13 protein-coding genes are annotated in these 13,188 nt (G+C 72.4%); 8 read left to right on the forward strand and 5 right to left on the reverse strand.

Annotation, left to right across the window (positions count from 1 at the left end; all coding sequences use genetic code 11):
- Positions 1-23: 23 nt before the first annotated feature.
- The 3 genes from FLV34_RS21475 (at position 24) to thyX (ending at position 2,678) form a co-directional block, all read left to right on the forward strand.
- Positions 24-914, forward strand: coding sequence for an ABC transporter ATP-binding protein (locus FLV34_RS21475; protein WP_142646959.1), 891 nt, complete (start codon positions 24-26; stop codon positions 912-914).
- Positions 911-1,690 (forward strand): ABC transporter permease, encoded by a 780-nt coding sequence (locus tag FLV34_RS21480; protein WP_147943891.1) that lies wholly within the window; start codon positions 911-913, stop codon positions 1,688-1,690. Before FLV34_RS21475 ends, FLV34_RS21480 begins: the two co-directional genes overlap by 4 nt.
- Before the next feature lie 205 nt (positions 1,691-1,895).
- Complete coding sequence (thyX, locus tag FLV34_RS21485) at positions 1,896-2,678, forward strand: FAD-dependent thymidylate synthase (protein ID WP_142646961.1); 783 nt, start codon at positions 1,896-1,898, stop codon at positions 2,676-2,678.
- A 128-nt stretch (positions 2,679-2,806) separates the two neighbouring features.
- On the opposite strand, the gene FLV34_RS21490 is transcribed toward thyX, so the two are convergent.
- Entirely contained in the window at positions 2,807-3,883 is a 1,077-nt protein-coding gene (locus FLV34_RS21490; protein WP_147943892.1) for an exo-alpha-sialidase, read from the reverse strand.
- 80 nt (positions 3,884-3,963) lie between these two features.
- Positions 3,964-5,346 carry a globin domain-containing protein gene (locus FLV34_RS21495; protein ID WP_147943893.1) on the reverse strand — a complete coding sequence of 461 codons (1,383 nt, stop codon included), beginning with the start codon at positions 5,344-5,346 and terminating at the stop codon, positions 3,964-3,966.
- Positions 5,347-5,643: 297 nt separating this feature from the next.
- On the opposite strand from FLV34_RS21495, the gene FLV34_RS21500 reads away from it, so the two are divergent.
- Entirely contained in the window at positions 5,644-6,342 is a 699-nt protein-coding gene (locus FLV34_RS21500; RefSeq protein WP_147943894.1) for a gamma-glutamyl-gamma-aminobutyrate hydrolase family protein, read from the forward strand.
- A 250-nt stretch (positions 6,343-6,592) separates the two neighbouring features.
- Positions 6,593-7,384 (forward strand): enoyl-CoA hydratase/isomerase family protein, encoded by a 792-nt coding sequence (locus FLV34_RS21505; protein ID WP_147943895.1) that lies wholly within the window; start codon positions 6,593-6,595, stop codon positions 7,382-7,384.
- A 174-nt stretch (positions 7,385-7,558) separates the two neighbouring features.
- On the opposite strand, the gene FLV34_RS21510 is transcribed toward FLV34_RS21505, so the two are convergent.
- The 3 genes from FLV34_RS21510 to FLV34_RS21520 all read right to left on the reverse strand — a co-directional run bounded on the left by FLV34_RS21510 (position 7,559) and on the right by FLV34_RS21520 (position 9,912).
- A complete protein-coding gene (locus FLV34_RS21510) occupies positions 7,559-7,981 on the reverse strand; it encodes an SRPBCC family protein (protein ID WP_142646966.1) in 423 nt (140 codons plus the stop codon).
- A gap of 120 nt (positions 7,982-8,101) precedes the next feature.
- Positions 8,102-9,283, reverse strand: a complete 1,182-nt coding sequence (locus FLV34_RS21515; RefSeq protein ID WP_142646967.1) for an acyl-CoA dehydrogenase family protein — start codon at positions 9,281-9,283, stop codon at positions 8,102-8,104.
- Positions 9,284-9,321: 38 nt separating this feature from the next.
- Complete coding sequence (locus tag FLV34_RS21520) at positions 9,322-9,912, reverse strand: class I SAM-dependent methyltransferase (protein ID WP_147943896.1); 591 nt, start codon at positions 9,910-9,912, stop codon at positions 9,322-9,324.
- 405 nt (positions 9,913-10,317) lie between these two features.
- On the opposite strand from FLV34_RS21520, the gene FLV34_RS21525 reads away from it, so the two are divergent.
- The 3 genes from FLV34_RS21525 to FLV34_RS21535 are packed head-to-tail and all read left to right on the forward strand — an operon-like array spanning position 10,318 to position 13,185.
- Positions 10,318-11,922, forward strand: coding sequence for a sensor histidine kinase (locus FLV34_RS21525; RefSeq protein ID WP_260617187.1), 1,605 nt, complete (start codon positions 10,318-10,320; stop codon positions 11,920-11,922).
- A complete protein-coding gene (locus FLV34_RS21530) occupies positions 11,919-12,608 on the forward strand; it encodes a response regulator transcription factor (RefSeq protein WP_142620377.1) in 690 nt (229 codons plus the stop codon). Before FLV34_RS21525 ends, FLV34_RS21530 begins: the two co-directional genes overlap by 4 nt.
- 10 nt (positions 12,609-12,618) lie before the next feature.
- Positions 12,619-13,185, forward strand: coding sequence for a CDP-alcohol phosphatidyltransferase family protein (locus tag FLV34_RS21535; RefSeq protein WP_142620378.1), 567 nt, complete (start codon positions 12,619-12,621; stop codon positions 13,183-13,185).
- Positions 13,186-13,188: the final 3 nt, after the last annotated feature.

The following is a 13,188-nucleotide window of genomic DNA, read 5'->3' on the forward strand; positions in this document are numbered from 1 at the left end:
GTTGCGCGGAATAATCGCGCCCGATGGCTGCCATTGAGATCAGAAATCTGGTGAAGTCGTTCGGGCCGGTCAAGGCCGTGGACGGCGTTTCGTTCAGCGTGGAGGCCGGATCCGTTACCGGATATCTCGGCCCGAACGGAGCCGGCAAGACGACCACGCTCCGTTGCCTGCTCGGCCTCGTCACGCCCGATTCCGGCGAGGCGCTCGTGAACGGCGAGCGTTATGTCACGCTCGCCAATCCGGTGGCCGAAATCGGCGCCGTACTGGAGGCCACGAGCTTCCATCCCGGCCGCACCGCCCGTAACCACCTGCGCGTCCTGTGCACGGCCGCCGGGCTGCCCGACGCCCGTGCGGACGAGGCGCTGGAACAGGTCGGTCTCGCGGACGCCGCCGGAAAGCGCGTCAGCGGCTTCTCGCTGGGCATGCGGCAGCGGCTCGCGCTCGCCTCCGCCCTGCTCGGCCGGCCCCGGGTGTACATCCTCGACGAACCCGCCAACGGCCTCGACCCGGCGGGCATCGAGTGGCTGCGCGGGTTCCTGCGCCACCTCGCCCACGACCAGGGAGCGGCGGTGCTCCTCTCCAGCCACGTCCTGGCCGAGGTCGAGCAGACGGTCGACAACGTGGTGATCATCGCCAGGGGCCGCCTGGTGCGCCAGGGCAGCCTCGCCGAGCTCACCAGCGACGGCGCGGACGCCGTACGGGTGCGTGCCGCCCAGGCCGCCGAGCTCGCCCCCGCGCTCGAAGCGGCGGGCGGCGTGGTCGAACACGTCGAGGACGGCCTGCTGCGCGTGCGCGGGCTGGACCCGGAGGCCGTCGGCCGGGTCGCTCTGGATCGGCGCGTCGTGCTCACCGAGGTGGCACAGGAGCGGTCCGGTCTGCACAAGGTCTTCCTCGATCTGACGGAGGGGCGATGAGCGGGCTCGTCAAGGCGGAGCTGCGCAAGCTGTTCACCACGAGACTGTGGTGGATCATGCTGCTCGTCATGCTGGTGCTGGTCGGGGTGGGCATCGCCTTCCTCATCGCGTTCGCGGGGGTGGACCAGAACGGCAGCGCGCTGCCCGCGCGGGACACCGCGGAGTGGGCCGAGATCGCCTGGTCGAGCGCGTCCAGCGGCGGGATCTTCGTGATGATCCTCGGCGTCGTCATGATGACCTCCGAATATCGCTACCAGACGATCACCGGCACCTTCCTCACCACCCCGCGGCGGGGCCTGGTGATCGCCGCCAAGGTGGTGGCCGGGCTGGTCGTGGGCGCGTTGTTCGCGGTGGCCGTGCTGGTCTTCCAGGCGGTCACGGTGATCCCGGCCGTGACGCTGTCCGGGGGCGAGTTCTCCCTGTCCGCCTCGCGCATCCCGCAGATCAGCCTCGGCGTCCTCGTGACGCTCGCGCTGTACGCGGTGTTCGGCATCGGGCTGGGGGCGCTCGTCCGCAACCAGATCGCCGGCATCGTCGCCGCGGTCGTCTGGGCGTATGTGATCGAAGGCATTTTCACCGGCATCCCGGCCCTGCACTCGGTGGGCAAGTGGCTGCCGGGCGGGGCCGCGCAGGCGCTGATGAGCATCGACGTGGACACCGGCCTGGGCAGGCCGGAATGGCTGCCCGCCTGGGCGGGCGCCATCGTCCTGGTCGGTTATGGCCTGCTGTTCGCCGCCGTCGCCACCGGCACCACGGTCCGCCGCGACATCACCTGAGGCGCTGACACCCGGGGGCCGACCCCCGGACCTCGCAGGGCCGGCCGGGTGATCCTCGCTTCGCTCCGGGTCGCCCAGCCGGCCACACCGGCCCCCGCCCCCGGATCCCGCCGGACTCCGGGGGAGGGGGCCGGGTCGCGATCGTGGGCCCGAGCTGGTTTGCTTGGACGGTCATCCATCGGCAACCACTTCACGGGGAATGTGAATGCGCAGCGTCGAGCCCGAGGTCTTCCTCGTCGCCAAACCCTCTGTCGACTACGACGAGCTGGCCCGCTATCTGCACGAGATCGGCGGAGAGAGCTGGCTTGAGCGGCTGGAGCGGGGCGAGTTCGACGCCCAGAACCTGGCGGAGTTCGCCGGGCGGCTGTGCTATCGCTCGTTCGAGCCGGGCCTGAACCCCAATGTGACCCGGATCCGGCAGGACCAGGACGCGTACCTGCGCAACATCCTGGCCAGCGCGCACGGCAGCGTGCTCGAACACCTCAGCTTCAGCTTCGTGCTGCACAACGTCTCGCGGGTGCTCACGCACGAGCTCGTACGGCACCGGCCCGGGGTGGCGATCTCGCAGGAGTCGCTGCGGTTCGTCCGGCTGAACGACATCCCGTTCTGGTTCCCCGAGTGGGCGCGCGAGGACGCCGAGCTGATGAAGCGGGCGACCGAGATGCTCGACCGCATGGAGGAGTTCCAGAAGTGGATGGCGGCCCACTTCGGGCTGGACGAGGACGGCGTGCCGTTCGCGGAGAAGAAGCACCGCACCTCGTTCATGCGCCGCTTCGCCCCCGAGGGTGTCGGGACCGGCCTGGTCTGGACGGCCAACGTGCGCACCCTGCGGCACACGATCGAGGCCCGTACGGCCGCCGGGGCCGAGGAGGAGATCCGCCTCGTCTTCAACCGCATCGGGGAGATCATGCGGGAGGAGGCCCCGGCCCTGTTCGGCGACTACGTCGTCGAGGACGGCGCCTGGGTGCCCGGCTACCGCAAGGTCTGAACCGCCGAAGTCCGGCCCGCCGGGGAGCCGCCGGAGCGTGAGCCGCCGGAAGGCGCCGAGGCCGCGGGCGGCCGCGCGCGTGTTCGCCCCGCGGCCGCCCCGAAGGGCGCCGCGGGGCGATGGTGCGGTCAGAGGGCGGCCGCCCGCACGCACAGCACGTCGGGCAGGTGACGGGCGATCAGCGACCAGGTCTCGCCCGCGTCGGCCGAGCCGTACACCTCGCCGTCCCGGGTGCCGAAGAACACCCCGGCAGGCCCGGCGGACATCGCGTCCCTGAGCACCGAGGAGTGCACCGGGCCCTCGGGCAGCCCCGCCGAGAAGCCCTGCCAGGTGGCCCCCGCGTCGTCGCTGCGGAACACCTGGTAGCGGTGATCGAGCGGCGTCCGGTCGACGTCGCCGTGCAGCGGGAAGACGTAGAGCCGGTCCGGGTCGTCCGGGTCGACCGCGATCGGGAACCCGAAGTCGGAGGGCAGGCCCGACCCGATCTCGGTCCAGGAGTCGCCGAAGTCGTCGGACCGGTAGACCCCGAAGTGGTGCTGCAGGTAGAGCCGGTCGGGCACCGAGGGATGCTGGGCGACCTTGTGCACGCACTGCCCGAACTCGGGATACTGCGCGCCCTCAGGCAGGAAGGGCGCGCGGATGTTCTTGTTGGACGGCCGCCAGGTGGCCCCCGCGTCGTCGCTGCGGAAGAACCCCACGGCGGAGGCGGCGACCGCGATGCGCCGCGGGTCGGAGGGGTGGGGGATCACCGTGTGGAGGCACAGGCCACCGCCGCCGGGCTGCCACTGGGACCGGGTGGGGTGGTCCCACAGGCCGTCGACCATGGTGTAGGTGGCCCCGCGGTCCTCCGACCGGAACAGCGCGGCGGGCTCGGCGCCCGCCCAGACCACGTCCGGCTCGGACGGCGACGGCTGGAGCTGCCACACCCGCGCCAGCGCGGCACCCGTGCGCTCGGGGAAGGCGACCGGCGGGGAGGTCGCCTCCTCCCAGGTCTCGCCGAGATCGTCGGACCACATCACCGACGGGCCGAAGTGGCCGTACTCGATCCCGGCGAGGAGGCGGGGCGTGCTGCCACGGGTGTCGATCGCGACCGAGTGAATCCCGATGGTGGAGAACCGCACGGGCTCGACCTCGAACGAGCCGCCGTCGGAGGAGCGGGCGAGGAACAATCCTTTGCGAGTCCCGATGGCGAGTAGTGCGGGCATATGTCCTCCCTGTGCCGATTTCGATCACGTTTTCGATTCGAATCCTGCCAGGAAACCCTCCACCTCGCCCGCTGTTCCGGTCAAGCCTCGCTGCGGACCGTGCCGCCGCGCACCGGATCACCATGCGCAGGAACGCCATGCACCGGATCACCATGCGCCGGGACGCCGTGCACGGGATCACCATGCACGGGGTCACCATGCACGGGGTCGCCATGCACGGGGTCGCCATGTACCGCGCCGCCGTGTGCCAACGTGTCGTTGTTAACCGCGCCGCCATGGACTGTGCCGCCATGAACCGTGCCGCCGTGCACCATGCCGCCGTGCACCATGCGGCCCGGTGATGGGTCGCCGGGCACGGCGTCGCTGTGTATCGGGTCGCGGTGGATCCGCGCGAGCGGCACGCCCGACATCTGCAGGCGCCGTACGGTCTCGTTCACCATCGCCGCAGGCCCGCAGACGTACGCCTCGTGGTCGGCCCAGGAGTGGAACCTCTCGACCACGTCGGGAAGCCGGCCGCGCATCCCGTCGTAGGCCGGGTCGTCGGAGACCGCCGGCACGACCCGCAGCCAGGGGAAGGCGGCCTCCATCCTCGCCAGGTCGGGCATGTCGTACAGGTCGCACGCGCGGCGGGCGCCGAACAGCAGGTGGATGTTCGGGCGCTCGCCGGAGGCGATGACGTGCTCGATGACGGCCTTGAGCGGCGCGAGGCCGGTGCCGCCCGCGACGCAGAGCACGTCGCGGCCCGGCTCGGGCGGCGTCATCGTGCCGACCGGCGGGCCGAGCAGGAGCTGGTCGCCGATACGGGTGTGGCGGACCAGCGCCGTGCTCACCCAGCCGCCCGGCACGGCCCGCACGTGCAGGCGGAGCGTGCCGTCCGCGCGGGGCGCGTTGGCGATGGAGAACCGCCGCCACACGCGTGGCCATCTGGCCGTCTGCACCGTGACGTACTGCCCGGGGACGAAGTCCATGGGCTGCGAGGGCCGCAGCGTGAGCACCGCGATGTCCCGGGTGCGTGGTTCGTGGTCGATCACCTCCGCCAGCCACCAGGCGGGCGTGGTCTCGGCGTCGGCAGCGTCGATCATGATCTTCGCCGCCATGGCGTACGCCTCGGTCCAGGCGGCCTCGATCTCGTCGGTCCAGATCTCGGCGGCGAAGTGCCTGATCGTGGCGAGGAGGGCGTTTCCCACGACTTTGTAGTGCTCGGGGGACACGCCGTACTTGCGATGGTCCCGCCCCAGCTGGGCGAGATAGGACGCCAGCCCCTCGGGGCTGTCGAGCATCCAGACGATCCTCGTGAGCGCGTTGAAGAGCCGGTCGCGCTGCACCTCCATGCCCGGCGGGAACATGCCCCGCATCTGCGGGCAGTGCGTGAACAGTCGTCCGTAGAAATATCCCGCGGCCTTCCCGGCGACGGGCTCGACGACCGAGAAGCTCTCCTTGACGAGGCGCGGATTCAGCGGCATCAGTTGTGTCCCACCCTAGGGACCGGAAGCGTGCTCCGGTCTGTCGATCCACCTCCCTGACGGCTCCGGGTGACGAGCGGCGGCGGCCCCGGCTCAACCGATCGCTCAACGGTGAGTGTTTCACTCGCTCTCGGGCGTCACAACCGATTCCCCGCAAGGCAACCGACTGTGAACACTTCGTTATTTTTCGTGACGCCCTCCGTGTGACTCGTGTGACTGATGTGAAAAGTGACAAAAGGGAAAACGATCTGCGACATGATGGGGCCTGCCTGCACGCACACCTTCAGGAGATTGGCCATGGCGCGTCCCATCGTCGGCATCACCACCTATCTAGAGGCCGCGCGCTGGGGCACGTGGGTCCGTGAGGCGGCGATCTCGCCCCAGGCGTACGCGCGCGCGGTGGAGAAGTCCGGCGGCGCGCCCGTCCTGCTGCCGCCGTTGAGCCCCGTGTCCGCCGGTGACTACATTCGCCGCCTGGACGCGGTCATCCTCGCCGGGGGCGTCGAGGTCGATCCGGCCCTGTACGGCGAGGTCGCGGCGGGGGAGCCGGACGACGACGGGTTCGGCGGGCCGCAGCCCCAGCGCGACCGGTTCGAGACGGCGCTGGCGCAGGCGGCGGTGGAGGCGGACGTGCCGCTGCTGGCGATATCGCGCGGCATGCACGTGCTCAACGTCGCCCAGGGCGGCACGCTGATCACGTCGCTGCGGGAGTCCGTCGGCCACAACCGTCACGCGACGGCCGCGCACGTGGTCACGGTGAGCGTGTCGAGCAAGGGCGGCAAGGCCGTGGGCGACCGCGCGGAGGTGACCGGCGCGCACCACCAGGCCGTCCGGCGGCTCGGCACCGGCCTGATCGCGGTGGCGTGGGCGGACGACCAGATCGTCGAGGCCGTCGAGCTGCAGGGGCACCGGTTCGCCGTCGGCGTCCAGTGGCACCCCGAGCGCGGCGCGGACAACCGCCTGGTCGAGGCCCTGGTGGACGCGGCCCGCCCCTGACCTCGTACGGACCGTGTCCCGGGCCGGCGCGGCCACCGCGGACGGCGTGAGGCGGCGTCAGGGGCCGGAGGCGGCGCGGGCGGCCGGGGAAGCGCGCCGCGGCCGCTTCGGTGGTCCTGTCGGCGGGCGCTGTTACTGTGCGGGGCATGGCGATGCGTCCCCGGGCGGGAGGACCCTAGCCACATGCTGTTCCCCCGGGCGGCGGTGGTCCGCGACCCCCGGCCGCAGGGATCAGGCGAGGAGTGGCGTCGTGAGGGAGTACGAGAAGCTGAAGGTCGGCTGGGCCGCCGACGGCGTGCTGCGCGTCGTGATCAGCGAGCCGTCGCGGCGCAACGCCGTGGACCGCACCGGCCACCGGGAGCTGGCCGAGATCTGGCGCGACGTCGACCGCGACGACGAGGTCAGGGCGGTGATCATACGCGGGGAGGGCGAGGCGTTCTCGGCCGGCGGCGATCTGTCGATGATCGAGGAGATGATCCGCGACCACGCCACGCGCCTGGAGGTCTTCGCCGAGGCCCGCGACATCGTCTACGACGTGCTCAACTGCTCCAAACCGGTTGTCTCGGCGATCCAGGGCCCGGCGGTGGGGGCGGGGCTGGCCGTCGCGCTCCTGGCCGACATCTCGGTGGCCGGGCGGACGGCCCGCATCATCGACGGCCACACCCGGCTGGGCGTCGCGGCGGGCGACCACGCGGCGATCATCTGGCCCCTCCTGTGCGGGATGGCGAAGGCGAAATATCACCTGCTGCTGTGCGAGCCGGTCACCGGCGAGCAGGCGGAGGCGATGGGGCTGGTGAGCCTGTGCGTCGACGACGACCAGGTCCACGACAGGGCGCTGGAGATCGCGACACGGCTGGCCGCCGGGTCGGCCGAGGCGATCCGGCTGACCAAATACGCGCTGAACAACTGGTTGCGCATGGCCGGGCCGTCGTTCGACGCCTCGCTGGCCATGGAGTTCCTCGGCTTCACCGGCCCCGATGCCGCCGAGGGCGTGCGGGCCCTGCGCGAGAAGCGCCCGCCCCGCTTCCGGCCGGAGCCGTGAGCGCCGACCGGCAGGCCGTGCCCTGACCGAGTGGCCTGGGTCTTGATCGCCGTTGAAACCGGCCGGGCATCGGCCCCGGAAGCAGGTGGTGAGACGACTCGGGGAGCATCCGGCACACGCTGCCCGTGGCGGGCCCGGGTCACGCGCAGCAGGGCCGGGATTCGTCCGGCACGCTCAGCCGAAGCGTTTGCGGAGCGATTCCAGGCCGGGGACGAAGACGCCCCGCGTGAGGATCTTGGCGATCTTCTCGGGGTCGTCGGCCTCGAAGGTCGCGTGCCACTCCACGAACGCCTGCCCGGAGTCCGTCACCGGGGCGACCCGGCAGGTCGCGTGGTAGTCGCGCATCGGCAGCGGCGACTCGATGATCGCGTAGGTGAACGTACGGGCCTCGTCGTCGAGGGTCAGCAGCCGCTCACGGAACACCCCGCCCGCCCCCTCGACCCGCCGCACCGCTCCCGGGGCGAGCGGTGCGCCCTCCTCGATCTCGCAGGTGGCCACGCCCGGCAGCCATTCGTGGAGGTTGCCGAACTCGCGCAGGAACGCCCAGACGTCCCCGGCGTCCGCGTTGATCACCGTGCTGGCGTACGGACCGCGCATGTGTGACTCCTTCCGCTGCCTCAAGTAGGTGCCCCGCGACAGCGGCGCGCAAGCGGCCGGAAGCGACTCGGAGGCGATCCGGAGGCGGTCGGGAGGCGGTCGAAGGCCGATCAGATGCGGTCAGAAGCTCCTGGGCAGGCCGAGCACCTGGGTGGCCAGATAGTTGAGCAGCAGCTCCTCGGTCACCGGCGCGATCCGGCCGATCCTGGCGTCGGCCAGCAGCCGGGCGACGGGATACTCCAGCGAGTACGCCATGCCCCCGTGGGTCTGGAACGCCGCGTCGGCGGCCTCCCACGCGGCCTGCGAGGCCGTCAGCTTGGCGATGTTGGCCTCCGTGCCGCAGGGCAGGTGGTTGTCGAACGACCATGCCGCCTTGTACAGCATCAGCCTGGCCAGCTCGATCTTGGCCTTGACCTGGGCGAGCGGGAACGCGACGGCCTGGTTGGCCCCGATGGGCCGGCCGAAGACCTCCCGCTGCTTCGCGTAGTCGACGCCCACCCGCAGCGCCACCTCGGCCCCGCCGAGGGCGCTGGCCGCCAGGAGGATCCGCTCGGGGTTTAGCACGTCCCACAGCACGGCCACCCCCCGGTCGACCTCGCCGACCACGCTGGAGGCGGGCAGCCGCAGGTCGTCGATGAAGACCATGTTGGACGGCGTGGTGTTCGCGCCCATCTTGGGGATCGGCCGGTAGGACAGCTGTCCCGCCGCCACCGCCTCCGGCACGTTCACCAGGAACACCGTCAGCCCGTCGCTGCGCGGCCTGGCCTCCGCCGCCGGGATCGTCCGGGTGACGAGCAGCATCCAGGAGGCCCGCTGGACCCCGGTGATCCAGATCTTCTGGCCGTTGACGACGAAGTCGTCGCCGTCCCTGCGGGCGAAGGTCGAGATCGCCAGCGAGTTGGACCCGGCGTCGGGCTCGGTCAGCGCGAAGCAGGTCTCGACCTCGCCCGTCGCCAGCTTCGGCAGCAGCGCGGCCTTCTGCTCGGCCGAGCCGTGCCTGGCCAGCGTCAGCGCCCCGAACCCCGGCGTCAGCACGTACATGAACGCGGAACCGCCCGCGGAGCCGGAGGCCGACAGCGTCTCGGTGGCCACGGCCAGCTCCAGCAGGCCCTGCCCGGCTCCGCCGTACTCCTCGGGTACGGCCAGGCCGAGCCAGCCGCCCTTGGCGAGCTCGGCCCACACCTCTTCCGGCCAGCGCTTTTCGGCTTCGCAGCGCTGCCAGTAGTCCATGTCGTATCGCGAGCAGATGTCCGCGATGCCCCGGCGCACCGCCTGCGCGCTCTCCGGCAGCGTGAAGTCCATGCCCGTCACTTTAGAACGTCATTCGGCGGGCCGCGAGATCATCGGCGGGGGCGGCGCGCGTGGTAGACGAAGGCGGGCGGCAGGTTCCGCCACACCGTGCGCCCGGCCACGACCTCCTCGAACGCCTCGCCCAGCCTGCGGCGGAACCGCAGGGCCGCGCGCAGCAGGCGGGCGTGCACGTAGGAGAACGTCGTGAACGCGCCCCCCGGCGCGAGCGAGGCGACCACGGCCCGCAGCAGGTCCGCCTGGTGGGCGGGGGGAAACGCCGCCCAGGGCAGCCCGCTCACGATCACGTCGGCGGCGGCCACGCCCCGGCCGGCGAGCAGCTCGGGCAGCCGCGCGGCGCTGTCGACCACGAGCTCGACCCCCGGATAGCGGGCGCCGAGATGACCGGCCAGCCGCGGATTGATCTCGACCGCAAGATGCCGCCCCCGCCCGCCGATGCGGCGCTGGATCTCGGCGGTGAAGGGACCCGTGCCCGGCCCCAGCTCGACCACGACGGGGTCGCCGCGCTCCGGAACCGGCACGCACACCGCCTCCGACAGCCGCCGTGAGCTGGGCGCGACCGCCCCGGTCACGGCGGGGGAGCGCAGGAACTGCCCGAAGAAGCCCGCTGTTTCGTTCGCCATGCCGCGACGCTATGGCCGCGGACGGCCTGGTTCGCCCGCCGTACGGACCGACCTGGCGGCCAGGCGGATCACCGCGTACGGCCCATCGGCGGGCGGAAGCGGCCAGAAGGAGGAGAGGCCTCCTCCGGCCGAAGGACGGGTTTCCACCCGGACGGGCGGTAGCGTTCCCTCATGCGGTGGCACTCGGCGCGCCGGTTCGTCGCCCGGCGCCCCCTCACAGACCGTCCTCCAACAGACACTCCCGTCACGGACTCTCCTGGCACAGACCGTCCCCAAACAGACTCTCCCCTCACAGACCGTCCCCCCACCGACCGTCCCCCCACCGACCGTCCCCCCACCGATCGGTCCCTCGCCGGCCGGCCCCTCGCGCTCTCACGCGGCACGGCCCTCGACATCGGCCTCGCGGTGGCCGGGACCGCGTTCGACGTGCTCGTCAGCGCCGGCTCCTGGGGCTTCTCGGGCGACGGGAGCTCCCCGGTCCCGGTGTGGGTGGGGATGGGCTTCGCCCTGCTCGCCGGGCTGCCGATGGGCCTGCTGCGCCGATGGCCCGGCCCTGTGGCCGTCTATCTGTCCGTGCTGCTGGTGATCTGCGACCAGCTCGGCGCGTTCACCGTCAACACCCTCCAGGTCCTGCTGCCGATCTCGGTGGGCGTGCTGGCCCGGTCGCGCGGCTGGGGCTGGACGGCGCCGGCCGCCGTGCTCGCCGCCGCCGCGACCGGTGTGAACCTCGCCGATCCCGGCGTCGCGCTGACGAGCAACACCTGGTTCTACTCCGTCGGGCTGATCGCGGCCCCGGTGCTGATCGGCCGCTACCTGCGCGGCCAGGAGGGGCGCCGCAGGGAGGACCCCGCGCCGCTGCTCGACCTGCTGCTCGCGGGCGGCGGGGTGGCGCTGTCGGTGCTGACCACCTGGCCCTACTGGCACAGCGGCGAGCCGCCCGTGTGGGCGGTCGCGCTCGGGGTGATGCTCTCGGGGCTCGCCCTGGGCGTCGTGCGGCACCTGCCCGGCGCGGTCCTGCTGCTGGAGAGCGTCGCGCTCGTGGTGGCCGACCAGTACGTCCCGAGGACCGGCAACAGCCTCCAGCTGCTCGCCCTGGTGGCCCTCGGCGTGTTCGCGACCCGCGCCACCTGGCCGTGGGTCGCCGCGGCGTACGCCCTGACCTGCTCGGTCGCCGCGATCGTGATCGTGGACGACCCGGGCGACATCACCCCGTTCCGTACGGTGGCGCTGATGACCATGGTGACCGCGCCCGTGGCGATCGGCCGCTACGTCGGCGTACGGCAGGCCCAGGCCAGGCACGCCACCGAACTGTCCGCGGAGCGGGCCAGGGCCGCCCGGCTCGCCGAGCGGGAGCGGATCGCCCGCGAGGTGCACGACATCGTGGCCCACCACGTGGGGGCGATGGTGCTGCGCGCGAGCGCCGCGCAGTACGCGGGGGCCGACGGCCCGGCCGCCGAGGCGCTGGCCGACATCAGGGACACCGGCCACCGCGTGCTCGAGGACCTGCGCGGCCTGCTGTCCGTGCTGCGCGACCCCGGCGAGGCGCTCGGGTCCGATCTCATGCTCGCGAACATGCTGGCCGATCCCGGCGACGTGCTGCGCGACGCCGTGTCCCGGATGACGACGGCCGGCCTGCGGGTGGATCTGCGTCTCGCGCCCGAGGCGGAGCGGGCCCCGCTGGTGGTGCTGGCCTCGGCGGCGCGGATCGTCCAGGAGGGGCTGACGAACGTGCTGAAACACGCCGGGCCGGGAGCCCGGGCGGAGGTCGACGTGGCGATGCGCCCGGACGCGCTCACGGTCGAGGTGCGCAACGGTCCCGGCACGTCCGGCGCCCCGGACGTGCTGCCGTCCCACGGCCAGGGCATCGCGGGCATGCGGGAGCGGGCCCGCGCCTTCGGCGGGCACGTCACCGCCGGCCCGGCCGAGGGCGGCGGCTGGCGGCTGACCGCCTCGCTGCCGGTGCCGGGCGAGAACCGGCCGGCGTGCCGCGTCTCCGGGAGGCTCGCGTGATCCGGGTCGTGGTCGCCGACGACCAGGCCCTGGTGCGGGCGGGCGTCCGGATGATGCTGGAGGCGGCCGGCGACATGGAGGTGTGCGGGGAGGCCGCCGACGGGGCGGAAGCCGTACGGCTGGCCGAGCGGCACCGCCCCGATGTGGTGCTGATGGACCTGCGGATGCCGCGCGTCGACGGCCTGGAGGCCACCCGCAGGATCCTCGCCGCCCAGCCGTCCGCCCGGATCGTCGTGCTCACGACGTTCTCCGAGGACGAGAACCTTTATGCCGCGCTTGGCGCGGGCGCGCTCGGGTTCCTTGTGAAGGACGACCCGCCCGCCCGGATGGTCGAGTCCGTACGGCGGGCCGCGACGGGGGAGCCCCCGCTCGCGCCGTCGGTGCTGCGGCGCGTCGTCGAACGGGCCCTGGCGGCCGAGCGGCAGGCGGTGCCGCTCCCGCCGGGCCTCACCGAGCGTGAGGCGCAGGTGCTCACCCTGGTCGGGGTCGGCCTGTCCAACGCCGAGATCGCCGACCGGCTGCACGTGGGGGTCACGACGGTCAAGAGTCACGTCGCCGCGCTCATCGACAAGCTGGGGCTGCGCAACCGCACCCAGGCGGCGGTGATGGCGCACCGGTTCGGCTTGGTCGACACCGGGTTCAACCCCGTGGCTCCTGCCCGGAACGACCGGGAGAGCGGCATGTAGGGTCTGGGGCGTGAACGCTGCCGAGGACCGGATCTGGACGGTGCCCAACCTGCTGAGCGCCCTGCGGCTGCTCGGCGTCCCCGTCTTCCTCTGGCTCGTGCTGGGTCCCCACGCCGACGGGTGGGCGATCGCGCTGCTGGCGCTCGCCGGCGTGAGCGACTGGCTCGACGGCAAGCTCGCCCGCGCCTGGAACCAGATCAGCCGGCTCGGCCGGCTCATCGACCCGCTGGCCGACCGGCTCTACATCCTGGCGACCCTGCTCGGCCTGGTGCTGCGCGGTGCCGTCCCCTGGTGGCTGGCGCTCGCGGTGCCGCTGCGCGACGTGCTGATGCTGTGGATCCCGCCCGTGCTGCGGCGGCACGGATACGGCCCCGCGCTGCCCGTCCACTTCCTGGGCAAGGCGGGCACCGCCGCCCTGATGTACGCCTTCCCGCTGCTGTTCCTCGCCTCGCACGAGGGATGGTACGCCGAGATTGCCGCGATCTTCGGATGGGCCTTCGCCATCTGGGGAACTGGTCTGTATTGGTGGGCGGGGGTGTTGTATGTCGTACAGGTGCGCCAGCTAACGAAGGGGTGACCC

The sequence above is a fragment of the Microbispora sp. CSR-4 genome (assembly GCF_008033685.1).
Lineage (GTDB): Bacteria > Actinomycetota > Actinomycetes > Streptosporangiales > Streptosporangiaceae > Microbispora.